Annotated in this window: 18 protein-coding genes and 5 tRNA genes; 21 read left to right on the top strand and 2 right to left on the bottom strand. The window is 42.3% G+C overall.

Annotation, left to right across the window (positions count from 1 at the left end):
* Window positions 1-17: 17 nt before the first annotated feature.
* The gene (gene phoU / locus FTU92_RS08155) at window positions 18-740 is read left to right on the top strand and encodes a phosphate signaling complex protein PhoU (RefSeq protein ID WP_004975736.1); all 723 of its coding nucleotides are present in this window, start codon (window positions 18-20) and stop codon (window positions 738-740) included.
* A 527-nt stretch (window positions 741-1267) separates the two neighbouring features.
* Here the strand turns inward: phoU and FTU92_RS08160 are convergent.
* Window positions 1268-1540, bottom strand: coding sequence for an oxidative damage protection protein (locus FTU92_RS08160; RefSeq protein ID WP_004975738.1), 273 nt, complete (start codon window positions 1538-1540; stop codon window positions 1268-1270).
* 14 nt (window positions 1541-1554) lie between these two features.
* Window positions 1555-2985 (bottom strand): argininosuccinate lyase, encoded by a 1431-nt coding sequence (gene argH, locus FTU92_RS08165; RefSeq protein ID WP_171458207.1) that lies wholly within the window; start codon window positions 2983-2985, stop codon window positions 1555-1557.
* Between argH and FTU92_RS08170 the strand changes: the two genes are divergently transcribed.
* The 20 genes from FTU92_RS08170 (at window position 2976) to FTU92_RS08265 (ending at window position 18863) form a co-directional block, all read left to right on the top strand.
* Window positions 2976-4130, top strand: a complete 1155-nt coding sequence (locus FTU92_RS08170) for a sensor histidine kinase (protein ID WP_167845708.1) — start codon at window positions 2976-2978, stop codon at window positions 4128-4130. The two genes, argH and FTU92_RS08170, sit on opposite strands and share 10 nt — an antisense overlap.
* Before the next feature lie 71 nt (window positions 4131-4201).
* A complete protein-coding gene (locus FTU92_RS08175; protein WP_104852924.1) occupies window positions 4202-4942 on the top strand; it encodes a LytTR family DNA-binding domain-containing protein in 741 nt (246 codons plus the stop codon).
* 122 nt (window positions 4943-5064) lie between these two features.
* On the top strand, window positions 5065-5985 hold the full coding sequence (gene hemC / locus FTU92_RS08180; protein ID WP_154321288.1) for a hydroxymethylbilane synthase: 921 nt from the start codon (window positions 5065-5067) through the stop codon (window positions 5983-5985).
* 21 nt (window positions 5986-6006) lie between these two features.
* Window positions 6007-6786 (top strand): uroporphyrinogen-III synthase, encoded by a 780-nt coding sequence (locus FTU92_RS08185; protein WP_004975746.1) that lies wholly within the window; start codon window positions 6007-6009, stop codon window positions 6784-6786.
* Window positions 6783-7619: a hypothetical protein gene (locus FTU92_RS08190; protein WP_179989549.1), complete on the top strand. Its 837-nt coding sequence runs from the start codon at window positions 6783-6785 to the stop codon at window positions 7617-7619. The genes FTU92_RS08185 and FTU92_RS08190 overlap by 4 nt, the downstream gene beginning before the upstream one ends.
* Complete coding sequence (locus FTU92_RS08195) at window positions 7620-8813, top strand: heme biosynthesis protein HemY (RefSeq protein ID WP_178865958.1); 1194 nt, start codon at window positions 7620-7622, stop codon at window positions 8811-8813.
* Window positions 8814-8822: 9 nt separating this feature from the next.
* Window positions 8823-9254 carry a thioesterase family protein gene (locus FTU92_RS08200; protein ID WP_096901909.1) on the top strand — a complete coding sequence of 144 codons (432 nt, stop codon included), beginning with the start codon at window positions 8823-8825 and terminating at the stop codon, window positions 9252-9254.
* Between the two features lie 145 nt (window positions 9255-9399).
* Window positions 9400-9726 (top strand): H-NS family nucleoid-associated regulatory protein, encoded by a 327-nt coding sequence (locus FTU92_RS08205; RefSeq protein ID WP_004975751.1) that lies wholly within the window; start codon window positions 9400-9402, stop codon window positions 9724-9726.
* A gap of 162 nt (window positions 9727-9888) precedes the next feature.
* A complete protein-coding gene (gspN, locus tag FTU92_RS08210) occupies window positions 9889-10629 on the top strand; it encodes a type II secretion system protein N (RefSeq protein WP_096901906.1) in 741 nt (246 codons plus the stop codon).
* Window positions 10629-11468: a type II secretion system protein N gene (locus tag FTU92_RS08215; protein ID WP_004975757.1), complete on the top strand. Its 840-nt coding sequence runs from the start codon at window positions 10629-10631 to the stop codon at window positions 11466-11468. Before gspN ends, FTU92_RS08215 begins: the two co-directional genes overlap by 1 nt.
* 60 nt (window positions 11469-11528) lie before the next feature.
* Window positions 11529-13784: a type II secretion system secretin GspD gene (gene gspD / locus FTU92_RS08220; RefSeq protein WP_131260972.1), complete on the top strand. Its 2256-nt coding sequence runs from the start codon at window positions 11529-11531 to the stop codon at window positions 13782-13784.
* Between the two features lie 69 nt (window positions 13785-13853).
* Window positions 13854-14504, top strand: coding sequence for an FHA domain-containing protein (locus FTU92_RS08225; RefSeq protein WP_180096068.1), 651 nt, complete (start codon window positions 13854-13856; stop codon window positions 14502-14504).
* Between the two features lie 61 nt (window positions 14505-14565).
* Window positions 14566-15237, top strand: coding sequence for a phosphoglycolate phosphatase (locus FTU92_RS08230; RefSeq protein WP_179996501.1), 672 nt, complete (start codon window positions 14566-14568; stop codon window positions 15235-15237).
* 152 nt (window positions 15238-15389) lie between these two features.
* Window positions 15390-16883: an anthranilate synthase component I gene (gene trpE / locus FTU92_RS08235; protein ID WP_167845714.1), complete on the top strand. Its 1494-nt coding sequence runs from the start codon at window positions 15390-15392 to the stop codon at window positions 16881-16883.
* A gap of 98 nt (window positions 16884-16981) precedes the next feature.
* A tRNA-Thr gene (locus tag FTU92_RS08240) sits at window positions 16982-17057 on the top strand.
* A 55-nt stretch (window positions 17058-17112) separates the two neighbouring features.
* Window positions 17113-17196 (top strand) — tRNA-Tyr (locus FTU92_RS08245).
* Between the two features lie 36 nt (window positions 17197-17232).
* A tRNA-Gly gene (locus FTU92_RS08250) sits at window positions 17233-17308 on the top strand.
* A gap of 14 nt (window positions 17309-17322) precedes the next feature.
* A tRNA-Thr gene (locus FTU92_RS08255) sits at window positions 17323-17397 on the top strand.
* Between the two features lie 148 nt (window positions 17398-17545).
* A complete protein-coding gene (gene tuf / locus FTU92_RS08260; RefSeq protein WP_004975768.1) occupies window positions 17546-18736 on the top strand; it encodes an elongation factor Tu in 1191 nt (396 codons plus the stop codon).
* Window positions 18737-18787: 51 nt separating this feature from the next.
* Window positions 18788-18863, top strand: a tRNA-Trp gene (locus FTU92_RS08265).
* Window positions 18864-18872: the final 9 nt, after the last annotated feature.

An 18872-nucleotide genomic window follows, 5' to 3' on the forward strand; every position in this document is an offset into this window, starting at 1 on the left:
GTTGTGGAGTGTATTCCTTGAGTACGAATAATCCTGTGTTAAGTCACCATATTTCTTCTCAGTTCAATGAAGATTTGCAGGATGTAAATACCAAATTTATGGCCATGGGTGGTTTGGTAGAGCAGCAGGTTGCCAACTCGATTCACGCACTCTTGGATACCGATGCAGCCTTGGCGGTAGAAGTTCAGTTCCAAGACAATGTTGTCAATCGCATGGAAACCGAAATTGATGAAGCCTTAACGTTGATTTTGGCGCGTCGTCATCCAGCCGCAATTGATTTGCGTATGGTGATTGCCATGTCTAAAGCCAATACTGACTTAGAGCGTATTGGTGATGAAGCTGCAAAAATTGCCCGTATTGCCCAAAACTTATGTGAAGAAGGTGGTTCGCCACGCGGCTATATGGAAACACGTCATATTGGTAACCAAGTGCGTGTCATGATTCACGATGCACTGGATGCTTTTGCACGTTTAGATGTCGATCAAGCACTGCGTGTTTTACTTGCCGATGCCGATATTGACCGTGAATATCAATCTGCAACACGTACTCTAATGACGTATATGATTGAAGATCCGCGTCATATTTCACGTGTGATTAATGTGATGTGGGTGTTACGTTCGTTAGAGCGTATTGGTGACCACGCACGAAATATTTCAGAACAAGTGATTTATATGGTCAAAGGTTTTGACGTACGTCATACCAGTGTCAAAGAAATTGAAGAAAAAGTACAGGAACGCTAAGTTCAGCTTTTTTGAATATTCAGCCTCATCTAATGATGGGGCTTTTTTTATGGCTTGAAACAGCCGAAATTTTGGATAAAAAAAATCTCAGACTTTGGGGGAAATCTGAGATTGAAATCGGGGATATTTATTATAGTGAGAGATAATTGCTTATCTCCTTGAAAATAAGTATAGGAAAATCACACTCAAGAATCATGTGGTTTATTGTAGTGGAATGTAGCGTTTTATATACAAATGTATTTTTAAATTACATTATTTTTAGTGTGATTATTTTTAAAACTATTCTTTTTGAAATCAATAATTAATCTATTGTTAAGTGTTTTGTTGTGACTATAAAATATACGCTTCAATCGAGAAATAAAAATAGGAAATTAGCTTAATTTTTTGAATCTATTTTCATTTATTTAAAACATTGTTGCGGCAACTCATAATCACAAATGGCATAAAAAAAGAGCCTTCATAAAGACTCTTTTAATTGTAAAATAAACAAGGTTTGAATTTTCCAAAATGAAAAAACAGTACTTGGATTAGTTTTGAGGTTTTAAGCCTTCTGCGACTTCCAAACTGGCATCATTGTTGAGAAACTTCTCACGTTGTTCTTCCAAAAACTTTTTCGCTTCAGGTTCAAACACATTTAAACGCTTTTCATTAATGAGCGTAGTTTGGTGTTTGAGCCATTCCTGCCAAGCCTGTTTAGATACCGTTTCAAGTAATTCTTGACCTTTGGCACCCGGAAAAGGAGCGAAATCCATCGCTTCCATGTCGGTTTGATATTTACGACAAAATACTTGTTTAGACATCTCTCACTTCCTGATTATGCATAAAGTTGAGCAAGACGTGTTTGAGCACGTTCAATTGCCGCTGCAACTTGTGCAGGCGCTGTACCGCCAATATGATCACGTGCATTTACAGAGGCTTCAAGGGTCAGTGCTTTTTCAAATACATCAGCTTGAATTAAATCTGAGAATTGCTGTAATTGTTCTAGGCTAAGTTCAGACAAGTCTTTGCCTTCTTGTACGCCCAATGCTACGGCTTTACCTACAATTTCATGTGCATCGCGGAATGCCACGCCATTTTTTACTAAGTAATCTGCAAGGTCAGTTGCCGTAGAGAAACCACGTAATGCAGCTTCACGCATTTCTGCAATGTTTGGTACTAAAGCAGGAATCATATCGGCAAATGCCATGAGCGAGCCGCGCACGGTATCAATGGCATCAAACAAAGGTTCTTTGTCTTCTTGGTTGTCTTTGTTGTAGGCAAGCGGTTGACCTTTCATCAGGGTCAACAGACTCATTAAATCGCCATAAACACGACCTGTTTTACCGCGCACCAATTCTGGTACGTCTGGGTTTTTCTTCTGCGGCATAATGGATGAGCCAGTGCAGAAACGGTCTGGAATATTCACAAATTTGAACTGTGCCGATGTCCATAAAATCAGTTCTTCAGACATGCGCGACAAGTGCATCATAATTAAAGATGCAGCAGCGTTAAACTCAATCCCGAAATCACGGTCTGATACAGCATCTAACGAGTTTTCAGATACAGCTTCAAAGCCCAACAATTCTGCGGTAAAAGCACGGTCAATTGGGTAAGTGGTACCTGCCAAAGCGGCAGAACCCAAAGGCATACGATTAACACGTTTGCGGCAGTCAATTAAACGCTCAGAGTCACGTACCAACATTTCGAACCATGCCATAAGGTGATGACCAAAAGTCACAGGCTGTGCGGTTTGCAAATGGGTAAAACCAGGCATAATGGTATGCGTGTTTTTGGCTGCCAAGCTCAAAATGCCGTGTTGTAATTTTTTTAATAATTCTAAAATGGCATCAATTTCGTCACGGACATACAAACGAATATCGGTTGCCACTTGGTCGTTACGGCTACGACCAGTGTGTAATTTTTTACCTGTAATGCCAATACGCTGAGTAAGGCGCGATTCGATGTTCATGTGGACATCTTCAAGGTCAATACGCCATTCAAATTGACCTGCTTCAATTTCAGCCTGAATGGTATTTAAACCTTGGATAATATCGTCACGCTCTTCAGTCGTAAGTACGCCTACTTTGGCAAGCATCGTTGCATGCGCAATTGAGCCAGCAATATCTTGTTTATAAAAGCGTTGGTCAAATTGAACAGATGCTGTAAATTCAGCAACAAAAGCATCAGTCGCTTCAGAGAAACGACCGCCCCACATACCCGAAGTTTGGGCTTGTGACGGATTTGAGGAATTAGAAGATGTGGTCATATCGGCTCAATAAAGTAAAAAGCGGTGATTTGGACAAGAGTATAACAAATTCAGATTCACTTGCCGAAGAACAAGCCAATCAAACTTATGCTGATACGCAGGCAGAGCAACATGAGCTGTATTTTTTTACGAAAATAGGGCGTTGGCAATATCTAATTGAATTATTTATTGGCAGTAATGCTTTGGCAATGGTCTTGGCATTGGCTGAAGCACAAGGCTGGCATGGCTTAAGTTTTGCTCGGGTGCTGCAATACGTGCTCTATATTAATTGGGTGGTGTTGTGTTTTGCGGCCTTGGTGGAGTTTTTTCAGGCGCGTTTTTTACGCATGGGCTTGAGTTTATCTTTTTTGGTCAGTTTTTTGCTGCTGCAAGGCATCGTGTTGCTGACCACGCTCAGTTTAAATACCTTGTTGCATTTTGGGCAAAACTTTCATCTACAGCAGTTTGGTATAGATGATCTGTTACAAGGTGTCGGACTGCATTTGAGTTATGGCGTGCTATTGGGTGCGTTTTGCTTTCGTTATATCTATGTCCGAGAACAAGCTATTCAGCAGCGGCATAGCGAATTGCAAGCGCGGGTGCATGCTATGCAGGCCCGTATTCATCCACACTTTTTGTTTAACAGCTTAAATAATGTGATCAGTCTAATTGCAATTGATCCCGATAAAGCCGAGCAGATGCTGCTGAATTTATCACGTTTATTCCGTGCCAGTTTGCAGGAATTAAAACTGGTGAGCCTGAAAGATGAGATTGAACTTTGCCAGCGATATTTAGAGATTGAACAAATTCGTTTGGGTGATCGGTTGGCGGTAGAATGGAAAATTGAACAACCGCAACTGCTCAGTCAGGTACAAATTCCGTTATTAACTTTACAACCCTTGCTAGAAAATAGTATTTTTCATGGAGTTGAAAAAGTTTTAGCAAAGAGTACGATAAGTATATTGATCGAAATATTGCAAAACCAAGTCAATATTGTCATTACAAATCCGTATGTCAGCGATAAAATAAATTTAAGATCTGGACATGGGATTGCACTGCAAAACGTGGAACAGCGCTTAAAAGCGTATTATGGGCGCAGTGTTACTTTCAAAAATTATGCGGGGAATGGTATGTACACCACGGTGCTGCAATACCGTTATAAATAAAATAAGCTGTGATTGCTCTGATTTTTCTAGACTTGATAAAAATAAAGTTATTGACTTAAAAAGGAGGAAAAATGGACATCCTAATTTGTGATGATGAGCCTCTAGCTAGAGAGCGATTATCACGTTTGGTCACTCAACTGGGGCATCATGTGGTGGCAACGGCAGCTCATGGGCAACAGGCGATTGAACTGGCGGATGAACATCAGCCGGATGTCATATTATTAGATATTCAAATGCCGGGAATGGATGGTCTAAGTTGTGCTCAACATTTGCGTGAGCTTGACCCTATGCCAGCCATTGTGTTTTGTACCGCTTATGATGAACACGCACTTGATGCGTTTAAATCCAATGCGGAAGGCTATTTGTTAAAACCGATAATGCAACAGGAATTGCAACAGGTTTTAGATCATTTAACAAAACTCACGCAAGCGCAGATGAGTCATTTAAAACAAAAAGAAAATATGGACGAATTAAAAATAAAACGTCACCAAATCGCGGCGAAAACCTATCGCGGTGTAGAATTGGTGCCAATAGAAAATATCTACTATTTTTTAGCTGATCAGAAATATGTCACTGTGCGTCATAAAAATGGCAGTGTCCTGATTGATGAAACGCTGAAAGATTTAGAAACCGAGTTTGGTGATCAGTTTATTCGGATTCACCGAAATGCCTTGGTCTCGATTCAGTTTTTGGAGGGGCTAGAAGTGGTCAATTCAGGACAGTATCAGGTACGTTGCCGTGAGCTAGATGAGCGTTTGGCTGTTAGCCGACGACATTTGCCTTTATTGCGAGAACGCATCCAAAAACTCTAATTTGTCAGCCTCATCGCAGATGAATACGCAACAGATTGATAAATCGGTAAAGAAATAGACTTGCATTTTTAGGGGATCAGGTTAAGTTTAGATGAACTTATTTATCTTGCTTAGCCACTATGATGAAAACCCTGAAAATTGCAACTCGACAAAGCCCGCTTGCGTTATGGCAGGCTGAACACATTCGTGCCCGCTTAGAGGCGATGCATGCCGATTTAACTGTTGAGTTGGTGACCTTTGTCACGCAGGGCGATAAAATTTTAGATACCCCATTGGCAAAAATTGGGGGGAAGGGCTTATTTGTCAAAGAATTAGAAGCCGCCTTAATGGATGGTCGTGCCGATTTAGCCGTACACTCTATGAAAGATGTACCCATGGCATTGCCTGAAGGTTTGAGCTTGGCGGTCATTTGTGAGCGTGAAGACCCGCTTGATGCCTTTGTATCGAATCACTATGCCAGTTTTGCAGATTTACCACAGGGCGCTAAAGTTGGAACTTCAAGCTTGCGCCGTAAATGCCAAATTTTAAAAGCGCGCCCAGATATAGAAATTATAGATTTACGCGGCAATGTGGGAACACGTTTATCTAAACTGGATGATGGTCAATATGATGCCATTATTTTGGCCAGTGCAGGTTTGAAACGTTTAGGTTTGGAGCAGCGTATTCGTCATACCATTCAGCCTGATGTGAGCTTACCTGCCGTTGGGCAAGGGGCTTTGGGTCTGGAATGTCGTAGCCAAGATCAGGCGGTGTTGGATTTAATTTTGCCGTTAATGCATGCCGAAACCAATGTCTGTGTACGTGCCGAACGTGCTTTTAATGCCTACTTGGAAGGCGGTTGTCAGGTGCCAATTGCAGGCTACGCAACTTTGCAGAATGGTCAGTTGCAGATTGAAGGTCGTGTTGGTAGTGTCGATGGGCAAACCATTCTTAAAGCTGTGCAATTTGGCGCACCTGAACAGGCTGAAATGCTAGGTGAAGAATTGGCAAAAGCTTTATTGGCACAGGGTGCGGGCGAATTACTCAAAGCCCTGTATCAATAATTCATATTGCACCAGAAGCCCATGCTCTTCATTAATACCCGACCTCAAGATCGTGCAGAGGCCTTAACTCAGGCTTTGCAACAACAGCATATTGAGGTCATTGATTTGCCCTTGTTGCAGCTTTCTGCACAGCCGTGGTCGGAGCAACTGGCTAATTTATATGCCCAGTTGCCTCACACGCATATTATTGTGGTGGTTAGTCCGACTGCTGTCGATATTGGGATGCAATATTTAGCCCGAAGCCAAATATCATTGCAGGATTTGCAGCATATACGTTGGGTGGCTGTGGGTGAGAAAACAGCAGAAGTTTTACGTGGATATGGTCTTTACAGCGAAGTCCCGCAGGTTGAAACTTCCGAAGGGATGCTGAGTTTGCCGTGTTTGCAAAATTTGAAAGTCGGCACACACATTGCCTTTTGGCGTGGCGAGGGCGGACGGCAATTTATGATGCAAACACTGCTTGATCAGGGGATGCAGATCCATAATTTTGTATTGTATCGGCGGGAGTGTCCTGCCAGTTCTATTGAAAAAATGCAGGCAGTACGCGCACGTTTAATACAATCTTCAGAATTTATCATGATGATCAGCAGTGAAGCCAGTTGGTTAAACTGGCTAAGCTTAATTCAGCGGGATTTCGATCTACTGAACAAAGGTCATTATTGGGTATTGGGTGATCGTTTAGAGAAAATTTTGCTCGATTATCAAACGCAGCATCATACAAAATATAACGTATTCAAGTTGACCCATTTAAAAACAGAATTAATATTGCAGCAAATGATGCGCATGCAAGGAAAACTATGAAAAAACTGGTTGTGATAGTGGTGTTGATCGCTTTGGTCTGGATCGTCAAATTAAGTTTTGATGTGATGCAAATTTCAGCGCAACAACAGCAACTCAGTCAAAGTTTGCATCTTGTAGAAAAAACCAATGCCAATTTAAATGATCAGTTGGTGGCTTTGCAGCGCCGTAATTATACCCAAGATGCGCCAGAACAGTCCGCAGTATCCAGCGCTGTGCAGCAAGAAGATGCGATTCAACCAGTAGATATGGTGGCGCAGCAATTGGACTTGGTGGAATTTTCCTTACAACAACAACAGTTTCACTATGCGACTGAAAAGCTAGCTCATTTAGACCGTGAGTTAAACGAATATGCTTTAGCTCCTGCTTTGAAACAAAGTTTGCACCAAGTTGTTCAGCAAGATCAGAAACAAATTCAACAATTTATAACAACACGTGATGCGCAATATCAACAAGTAAGTCAGTTGTTGCAACAGTTAGATCAACAATTAAAACAGCAAGCTCAACAGCCTGAGCTGAACCCTGCCGATGTCGATGATCGTTTTTTTTGGCAAAAATGGCTGAGTATTGAATCTGCCAAGCAACCTGCGACACAGTTGATGCAGCGTCAGATTATTTTAAAAGAAGCGCAATTGCGTCTATTGCTGGCTCGACAAGTCTTTATGCAAGGTCAATATGTGCAATATCAACAAGAAGTGAATGACATTATTCAGTTATTACAACAATTGCCTGATCAGAAAGCACAACAATTGGTTCAGCAATTAGAAAAAATTAAAAACTTAAATATCGTTCCAACGCCGAGTTTAAAAACACGTGCTTTATTGGGGGCGGTATAAATGAAACAGATTTTACTCGCCTATGTGGTGGTCAGTATTGTACTGGTCGCTTTGCTGAGCGTACTGAGTTATGGGCATGGTTCAGGCTATGTTTATGTGTATTGGCGCGAATGGCAATTGCAAACCAATATTTGGTTGTTGTTGTTCTTTTTCTTGTCGATTAGTGTTTCGCTACAAATTTTATGGTTGTTGTTAAAGCGCTATTTTAGCCGTGAACAGCGTAAGGTTGAAACAGTATTTAACTTTAAAAATCTGCATCCATATGAGCAATTGGCGGTCATTTGGTTGCTAGATGCTGCAGAAGATCAACACCAGTTTATTCGACAGGTGTTTGCCCAGTCAGGTTTGCTCAAAGGAGTGATGGAAGCACGTATGCACTCCATCCAACAGCAATATCCGCAAGCGTTGGCTGCCTTAAATCAAAGCAGTGCCATGGCGTTTGAGTTGGCAGAAATACAGCGTATTGAAATTTATTTAGCGCAGCAACAACCTGAACAAGCTTTGACGCATTTAGAGTTTTTGAATCAGCACGAATTATCGCCGTGGTTATTTAAAGTCAAAACGGCTTATCAAAAACGTTTAATTGCCTTGTGGGGCGAATTTGCCACGCAATATCCTTGGCATTATTTACGTTCGACCAAATACGGGCATTTAGATGCAGACACCAAGCAAAAGTGGCTGACTGAGTTACTAACCCAATTTGAGCAGGCTGATGCAGAAAATTTACAGGCTTTGCAGCAGCGTTATAGTGATTTAAGTGAGCAGATTTTCAGTCAGTCTTATGCCATTCAGGTGTTGTGGTTGAAGTTATTGTCGCGTCTGCCTGATTTGGCCGCACAACATGAACGTCTTGCGGTACAGATGTTGAGTGAACAGTTTAATCAGGAAGTGTTTTATTTATGGTTCCAACAGCAGTTGTTAAAACAACAACCTGATTATGCCAAAATTGAAAAGCAAATAAATCTGTGGGAACAGAAATACCCTGCATTACCTGTATTTAGTTTTGCCAAATGGCATATTTTTACAGCAACAGCGCGTTATTCAGAAGCCGAGCAATTACTGGATTTATATCCTGAACACGTATTAATGAGTTATTTAAGAGTTAAATCTAATTTAAAAGATCAGCCTGAATTATTAAAACAGTTAAATTTAATCTTTGAAAATAATTCTAATTTTGTCGAAATTAAAATTTAAGGGTGAGTTGTGTTAACACTAGCAGATTATCCAATTGTTTTTGAGCAGCGTGTTGCATGGGGAGATATGGATGCTTTTGGGCATGTCAATAATGTGATCTATTACCGTTATATTGAAAGTGCGCGTTTATATTATTTAGACCATTTAAAAATTTTACAGCAAGATGTTTTGACTGTGATTGCCTCAAATCAGTGCAAATATATACGTCCTGTGGTTTATCCTGATATTTTAAAAATTGGCGTTCGGGTAGAAGAATTGCGTAATAGTGCCATGCGTATGCATTATTTAATCCACAGTGAAGCACAGCAAATGGTGGTGGCAGAGGCAGATGCGGTGATTGTATGTGTAGATCGCGTCAATATGCAAAAAACCTTAATCCCTGAAAATGTACGCGCGGGTATTCATAAAATAGAAAAAACCGTACAGCATATTCTTGATTAAATCTTAATAATCAGTTCATAATATGTCCGACTGTTATTTATATGTAGAGTAGTAGATTTTTTATTGACGCTTCGGTTTGATAAAAATAGAATGAATCTGCTTAATTTAATAACTGAATATAAAAAGCATAGTTTTTGGAGTAAGTATGATGCCTGATATTAGCAATTTGTCTGTAGAACAGTTAAAGCGTTTACAAGCTGAAGCGGAAGCATTAATTGCCACGAAAAAAGATCAAGCAATTGAAGATGCCTATAATCAAATTTTAGCGATTGCAGACAATTTGGGTTTAAGCATTGAGCAGATTTTGGAAGTTGGCGAAAGCAAGCGTAAGAAAAGCCCACGTAAAACTGTAGCGCCACGTTATCGTAGCAAAATCAATTCTACAGATACTTGGACTGGTCGTGGTAAAAAACCACGCTGGTTAGTCGCTGAATTAGAAAAAGGTGCAAAACTTGAAGATTTTCTAATCTAAGCTTCATCAATTTGTCATTGATTTGACTTAGAGTTCAAAAACCAAGCAATACGGCTTGGTTTTTTTATCTGTATCAATTGGCGACGCCGAAAAAGTGTGCATAATGTGTGAGTGTTATAAAAAGTCATTCATAGAAAAATTAGTAAGGTTGGTCGTGGTGGCATGATAAAGAAACCCAAATACATCACGTGGTGGATTTTCGCCCTCATTGCATTTTTGTTTTTTGTGTTATTACAAATTCCAGCAGCGTGGTTAATTTCAAAATTTTATAAAAATAATCAGACCTTACATAATGTGAGTGGCAATATCTGGAAGGGGCAAGCCGATTGGCATAAGGGACAGTTACGTGGTTCTTTAAGTTGGAATACACGTCCTTTAGATTTAGTTTTATTGCGTGTCGCTGCCGATGTTGAAGTGCATAGTGGCAATACTAAACTCGAAGGCATTGTTGGCTATCGTTTTGGTAGCGTCTTGGTGCAATCTTTAGATGGGCAAGTTGCGCCAGAAACCTTAAAAAGTATTGTGGATTGGCAGTGGCCAAGTAATGCGATTCAACTCAAAGACATTCATTTGAATTTTAAAAAACAGCAAGGCTTCACCAAAGCCAAAGGACAACTGCAGTGGGCGGGTGGCGAATTGCTGTATCGTTTTGCTCAGCGCCAAGACCGTATGAATATCCCTGCGTTAAAAGGCAGTTTGTCCGATGAAAATGGCAAACTGTTATTTGATATTCGCGATCAACGTGAACAAAAAATGCTGAATATTGCGCTTGATCAAAGCTTGATGCTAGATGTGCAACTCACGCAACGCTTATTGATGAATATCGCCTCTTATGAAGGCAAAGCGGGCTTAGATACCTATGTGATCAGCACTCGCCAACCTCTATTAAAAGGAGGTTTCTAATGCGTACACTCTCTGAACGATTAGGGAATTTGCACTGGAAGCAGTTTGATCGTGCTGCGCCAGTATTTTTAGCTTTTTTGATTTTGTATCTGTGTTGGAAACTGGCGAGTTTATTTTGGTGGGTTGTTGCGCCGCCCCAAGTCATGCAAATTGATCGGGTGGAGTTGGGTTCACAGCAACCACAAATCCCGAATATTACCTCCTTTGCATTGTTTCAAGAACTTGGGCGCAGCAACACTGCCGATGATCAATTAAATATGACTTTGCAAGGTGTAGTGGTTGGGCAGCCGAGTCAGTTTTCTTCTGCGGTCATTAAAGTGAATGAGGTGGCAGAGCGTTACCGTGTGGGTGATGTGATTGATTTGAGTCAGTACCAATTGGCAGAAGTCTACTGGGATCGGGTTATTTTACGTCATAGCAGTGGCGCGACGCGTGAAGTATTGTTTAAAGGTATTGAAAATGGTTTAAATCAACCTATCGCACCTTTAATTCCAAGTGGTAATCAAGCTCCTGTAACTGCACCTACGCAGTCCGCACAACCGAATAATGCCATTGGACAGGCAGTGCAGCGCATACAGGAAGATCGCGAACAATACTTAAAAGAGATGGGTGTTGAAGCAAATACGGGCAATGGTTATGAAGTGACTACACGTACGCCAGCCGCTTTAAGAAATAAACTGGGTTTACAGCCAGGTGACCGTATTTTGTCTTTAAATGGGCAAAACGTCGGGCAAGGACAAAGCGATGCACAATTGCTTGAACAGGCACGTCGTGAAGGTCAAGTGAAATTAGAAATAAAACGTGGTGATCAAGTGATGACCATACAACAAAATTTTTAAATGGATCGGCATCGTAACTACATGCAGAGACATATTTAGGGTTAGGAAACACAGTAGATTATGGCTTTATTGAATTATGAGCGTCCATTTTGGGCATTACTGGCTGCTGCACCGCTTGTTGCAATGGTGAGTACTGCAAGTCATGCGCAAACCTGGAAAATTAATTTACGTGATGCGGACTTAACTGCATTTATTAATGAAGTGGCCGATATTACGGGCAAGAACTTTGCAGTCGATCCGCGTGTGCGTGGCAATGTCACGGTGATTTCCAACAAAGCCCTGAATAAAAATGAAGTCTATGACCTGTTTTTAGGCGTATTGAATGTGAATGGTGTGGTGGCAATACCATCAGGCAATACCATTCGCCTTGTACCTGACAGCAATGTAAAAAGCTCAGGCATTCCCTATGATGGTCGTCAAAATGCGCGTGGTGACCAAATTGTAACGCGAGTGATTTGGCTAGAAAATACCAATGCCAATGACCTGATTCCTGCTTTACGTCCGCTCATGCCGCAGTTTGCGCATTTGTCTGCGGTCGGGGGCACCAATGCTCTAATCGTGTCTGATCGTGCCAGTAACATTTATCAGTTAGAAAGCATTATTCGTAACCTAGATGGTACGGGGCAAAATGACATTGAAGCGATTAGCCTGCAATCCAGTCAAGCCGAAGAAGTCATTGGCTTGCTTGAGTCGATGAGTTCGACAGGGGCAGCGAAAGATGTTAAAGGTTCGCGTGTGCGTATTGTGGCGGACAACCGTACCAATCGTATTATCATCAAAGGCGATACCGCAACACGTAAACGCATTCGTCAAATGATTGAAATGATGGATGTGCCTGCGGCAGATCGTTTGGGTGGTTTGAAGGTTTTTCGCTTGAAATATGCCAGTGCACAGAATTTAGCAGAAATATTGCAAGGTCTGGTTTCAGGACAGGCGGTGAGCAGCAGCTCTAATGCAAATAGCAACAGTAACAACAACAGTGCTAGTAATTTAAGCAGCACCAATAACAACACAGGTAATTCATCGACTATTTCCACCCCAAGTATTAATTTGGGTGGCAGCTCGAATAGCAACAATCAAAACAACATCACCAGTTTTAATGGTAATGGTGTCAGTATTATTGCCGATGGCTCGCAAAATGCTTTGGTGGTCAAAGCCGATCCGCAGTTGATGCGTGAAATTGAATCGGCCATTCAGCAACTAGATACCCGTCGTCAACAAGTGTTGATTGAAGCTGCGATTATAGAAGTGGAAGGTACCGATGCCGACCAATTGGGTGTGCAGTGGGCATTGGGCGATTTAAGCAGCGGTATCGGTCTAATTAATTTTGACAATATTGGTGCAAGTTTAAAAAATGTTGCTGCAGGCTATTTAACTGGTGGTGCAGCAGGCGCAGGCAGTGCGATTGGTGCAGGTACGTCATTGGTGTTGGGTGATTATCGTGAAGGTCGTGATGGTTCACGCAAGCTATATGGTGCGATGATTCAGGCCTTGAAGGAAAAAACCAAATCCAATTTATTGTCTACGCCATCTATTGTGACCATGGACAATGAAGAAGCCTATATTGTGGTTGGTGAAAACGTTCCTTTTGTAACAGGTTCATTATCTACCAATGGTGGTGTGGCAAATCCGTATACCACTATTGAACGTAAAGATGTCGGGGTTACTTTAAAAGTCGTGCCACATATTGGTGAAGGCGGAACACTACGCTTGGAAGTTGAACAAGAAGTGTCAGATGTCAAAGCCAATAAAGGTCAGGCGCAGGATTTAGTCACCAGCAAACGCGCAATTAAAACTTCTATTTTGGCCGAGCACGGACAAACCATTGTCTTAGGTGGCTTAATTTCTGATAACTCGGTTTATAGTCGTCAGGCTGTGCCAGGTTTGGGTGCTATTCCAGGGTTGGGGCGTTTATTCCGTTCCGATGGTCAATCTAATCAAAAACGTAATTTATTGATTTTTATTCACCCAACCATTGTGGGAGATAGTCAGGATATTCGCCGTATTTCGCAGCAGCGTTATAGCCAATTGTATAGCCTTCAGTTGGCAATGGATGCCGATGGTAGCTTTGCTAAACTGCCTGAGAATGTTAGCGATGTTTATCAGCAGCGTTTGCCTGTATCTCGAGTTGCGCCGCAAACAGGAACTTATCAAACCTTACCATCAGCAGTGTCTGCAAACCGCACAGCAACGGTGGTGAGCACCCCTGTTGCGATTGAGCCTGCGGTACAGCGCCAAAACGTAGTTTTGCCGCAGCAGGAAGTCAGCAAAACTAAAAATACAGTCACTACGACCACAATTCGCGCTACACCTTAATCGTATCCTGCGCAGATTGTGGTTGAGGGCATGTTATGATGTCGCCAAATCACACGAGAGAAGTTATTTATGACTTGGAAAATACAAGCAATTAGCGGTGAATTTACTGGCCAAGAAATTAGTATCGACCGTGATATGTTGGTGGGGCGTCATCAAAGTGCAGATTTGGTGCTGCAATCGGCAGAAATTTCACGTAAACATGCGGCTTTTTTACTTAAAGAACAAGCGCTGTATGTGCAAGATTTAAATTCTTCCAACGGCACTTTTGTAAATGATTTACGCATTGCCGATGAAACCTTACTTAAAGAAGGTGATATCGTCCAATTTGCCAGCTTAAAGTTTTCGGTACTTGCGCCTGCGGTTGAGTTAGAGCATGCGGTTGATGTTGCTGAAACTGCAGAAAAAGTCACAGCGCAAACAGAAAAAACACCTGCACAGCAAATGAATGAGCAGGGAATGCCTGAATTGAATCAACGTGACAGTTCTGTTCAATTAAACCGAGATGGTATGCCGCAAGGCGTGGCAGTGCCGAAACCAGCACCTATTCCAGAAGGTGTGGATATTCATGCAGTTCCAGCAGAGCCAAAACCTGTGCCTGTCGAGGAGCCTGTTTCTCGTATGGAACAAGAGAAAGAACAACAGAAAAATGCCTCTGTTGGTTTGATTTCACTGATTGTTTTGGTGATTTTGGCGGTTTTGGCTTGGCTATTGTTTAAATAAGCAGCCTTTGCTTTACAATCAAGGCATGCGAACGCATGCCTTTGTTCATTTAGGGGGAAGAATGTCTATTACTCAGCTTGATACGCGTCAAGTCATTTTATTTGATTTAGATGGCACCTTGGTCGATTCTGCGACAGATTTATACCGCGCCATGAACATGAGTTTAAATGCGCTGCAACTGCCTTTGGTAACATTGGAGCAAGTGCGAACTTGGGTGGGGAAGGGAACTGCGGTATTTTGCAATAGTGTCTTATCGCACTTAATGGGCGAAGTTCACCCTGAACAGCAACAACAGCTACTGAACACCTTCTTAGAAATTTATAATGCCGATCCGTGTATCGACACACAACCATTCCCGGGCATTATTGAATTTTTGGACTGGGCAAAAGCACAACAAAAAACCTTAGTTTGTGTGACTAATAAACCTGAGCAGCCAGCTCGTGCCATTGTTGAAGCATTAGAGATGCAACACTATTTTGATGATGTGATTGGTGGAGATCGCTTTGAGGAGCGTAAACCACACCCGCGTCAATTGCTGCATTGTGTTGAGCATTATCAGGTGGAGAAGTCTCAAGTCTTGATGATTGGTGATTCTTCTAATGATGTTGAAGCCGCGCGTCGAGCGGGGATTGATTGTATTGTAGTCAGCTACGGCTATAATCATGGTGAGCCGATTGCCAATTGTCAGCCACAACAAATTGTGGATAATTTAACTGAATTGTTAAATATTTAAGTGCTTAAAACTTCGCGCTAATTGCTATAAAGGATATCAATATGAGTCAGGCTGTAATGCCCATATTTCGATGGCGACGCTAGTCAATCTACAACCGTCCTTCACTTCGTCTTATCGAAAACATTGCTACATCGAAATATAGAGAGCTCCACATGACCACTCAGACTCAATTTGAACAACTTAAAGCAGCAGGCTACAACCTCATTCCTGTATATCGCCAGCGTTTGGCTGATACCGAAACTCCATTGTCGGTATTTGCGCGTTTGAAGCAGCATCAACAAGCTTATTTGTTTGAGTCTGTAGAAGGCGGTGAAAACTGGGCGCGTTATTCAATTATTGGTTTGGGTGAATCTACAGTTTTCTCCTGCAATGCGGGTGAACTCACCATCCAACACGCCGATGGTTCAATCGAAAAACAAACTTGTGCGCAGCCGTTTCAGTATATCCGCGATTTTCAGGCGCAATTTAAAGTACCTACACAAGCCGACTTGCCTGAATTGCCAAGCTTTACAGGTGGTTTGGTGGGTTATTTTGGTTACGATGCAGTGCGTTATATCGAACCTCGTTTAAAGAATGTGCCTGCAGAAGATCCAGTCGGTTTACCTGATATTTGGATGATGTTGTCTAAAACAGTCATCGTATTTGATAACTTAAAAGATACCTTGTTCTTAATTGTGCATGCTGATGCGGCGCAGGCAGATGCTTATACTCAGGCGCAGCAACAACTCGATGCACTAGAAGAAATTTTAGCAACCCCGATTAGCCTAAAAGCAGAAAAACATACGCCACCACATTTTGAATCGCTTACAGGCAAAGAAAAATTCTTGGCGACCATTGATACCGTCAAAGAATACATTCGTGCAGGCGATGTTATGCAAGTAGTGCCTGGGCATCGCATGGTGTCAGATTTTGATGGTGAGCCGTTGCAGGTTTATCGTGCTTTACGTCATCTCAACCCATCGCCGTACTTATTCTTGGTGCAAGGCAAAACTTTAGGTGATGATCAGCCGTTTCATATTGTCGGTTCATCACCTGAAATTTTATCACGTTTAGAAAATGGCATTGCCACCGTGCGTCCTTTAGCAGGTACACGCCCGCGCGGTAAAACCAAAGAAGAAGATTTAGCGCTTGAGCAAGATTTATTGTCGGATGAAAAAGAAATTGCCGAACATTTAATGCTGATTGACTTGGGGCGTAATGATGTCGGGCGTATCGCCAAAATTGGTAAAGTACAAGTGACTGATCAAATGGTGATCGAGCGTTATTCGCATGTGATGCATATTGTGTCCAATGTGCAAGGTGAAGTGCGCGATGATGTCGATGCTTTGGATGTTTTTCAGGCAACTTTCCCTGCAGGGACGCTTTCGGGTGCACCAAAAATTCGTGCCATGGAAATTATTGATGAAGTTGAGCCTGTAAAACGTGGTGTTTTTGGTGGCGCTGTTGGTTATTTAGGCTGGCATGGCGAAATGGACATGTCGATTGCGATTCGTACCTGTGTTATTCGTCAAAATAAGGTCTATGTACAGGCAGGCGCAGGTCTAGTTGCGGACTCAAATCCTGAATCTGAATGGAATGAAACCCAAATAAAAGCTCGCGCAGTGATCAAAGCGGTTGAATTATCATCAAATGGATTGATTTTATGAGTTTTTAGCGTTTTTTTTGAAAAAAACACTTGCACGGATTTCAAGTTTTGCTAAACTGCACACCGTTCCGATACGAAACGTACGAAACACTAAGAAACGCCGGCATAGCTCAGTTGGTAGAGCAACTGACTTGTAATCAGTAGGTCCACAGTTCGAATCCGTGTGCCGGCACCATCTTAGAGAGTTCGAGTTGTTAAGTAAAGAACGAACACTGAGTAAGTGTGAAAATGGTGGGATTCCCGAGCGGTCAAAGGGAGCAGACTGTAACTCTGCCGCGTAAGCTTCGAAGGTTCGAATCCTTCTCCCACCACCATTAACTTCGATAGAAGTGGTAATTACCAACATAGATGCGGGAGTAGCTCAGTTGGTAGAGCGGCAGCCTTCCAAGCTGCATGTCGCGAGTTCGATCCTCGTCTCCCGCTCCATCGAAGGATTTGTCGCTCTTATAGCTCAGTGGTAGAGCACTCCCTTGGTAAGGGAGAGGTCTCGAGTTCAAATCTCGATAAGAGCTCCAGATACAGTTTAGCGATTATTCGCACAAGATTTTCAAAAAGCAGGCTTATTAGTCTGCTTTTCAAGTATTAGGTGTCTAGTTTTTTAGGCGATATGTCGGGGCAGAGTTTTACTCAGCATTGTGTTCGACGTAAACGAGGAAGATGAACATGGCTAAGGCTAAGTTTGAACGTAATAAGCCACACGTTAACGTGGGCACAATCGGTCACGTTGACCATGGTAAAACAACTTTAACAGCTGCGATTGCTACAGTATGTGCACGTAAGTTTGGTGGTGAAGCGAAAGATTACGCTGCTATCGACTCTGCACCAGAAGAAAAAGCACGTGGTATTACAATTAATACTTCTCACGTAGAATACGACTCTCCAACTCGTCACTACGCGCACGTAGACTGCCCAGGTCACGCCGACTATGTTAAAAACATGATCACTGGTGCTGCTCAGATGGATGGTGCGATCCTTGTTTGTTCAGCGACTGATGGTCCAATGCCACAAACTCGTGAACACATCCTTCTTTCTCGTCAGGTAGGTGTACCTTACATCATCGTATTCTTAAACAAATGCGATATCGTAGACGACGAAGAGTTAATCGAATTAGTTGAAATGGAAGTTCGTGAACTTCTTTCTACTTACGACTTCCCAGGCGACGACACTCCAGTAATCCGTGGTTCAGCACTTGCTGCACTTAACGGTGAATCAGGTCAATATGGCGAAGATGCTGTAGTTGCTCTTGTTGAAGCGCTTGATACTTACATCCCAGAGCCAGTACGTGCAATCGACCAAGCATTCTTAATGCCAATCGAAGACGTATTCTCTATTTCTGGTCGTGGTACAGTAGTAACTGGTCGTGTAGAAACTGGTATCGTGAAAGTAGGCGAAGAAGTTGAAATCGTTGGTATCAAAGACACAGTTAAAACAACTGTAACTGGCGTAGAAATGTTCCGTAAACTTCTTGACGAAGGTCGTGCGGGCGAGAACTGTGGTGTTCTTTTACGTGGTACTAAGCGTGAAGACGTACAACGTGGTCAAGTACTTGCTAAACCAGGTACAATCAAGCCACACACTAAATTCGATGCGGAAGTATACGTACTTTCTAAAGAAGAAGGTGGTCGTCACACTCCATTCCTTAACGGTTACCGTCCACAATTCTATTTCCGTACAACTGACGTAACTGGTGCAATCCAGTTGAAAGAAGGCGTTGAAATGGTAATGCCAGGTGACAACGTTGAAATGTCAGTAGAATTAATCCACCCAATCGCAATGGACCCAGGTCTACGTTTTGCGATCCGTGAAGGTGGTCGTACTGTAGGTGCTGGTGTTGTTGCTAAAGTAACAGCATAATTATAGAATGTGTTAAACAGGTCGAGAGCTTTGGCTCTCGTTCTGTTTTGTAGGTCAGTAGTTCAATTGGTAGAGCGTCGGTCTCCAAAACCGAATGTTGGGGGTTCGAGTCCCTCCTGGCCTGCCACTTTTTTTA

The organism is Acinetobacter sp. YH12205 (assembly GCF_013418125.1).
GTDB lineage: Bacteria > Pseudomonadota > Gammaproteobacteria > Pseudomonadales > Moraxellaceae > Acinetobacter > Acinetobacter towneri.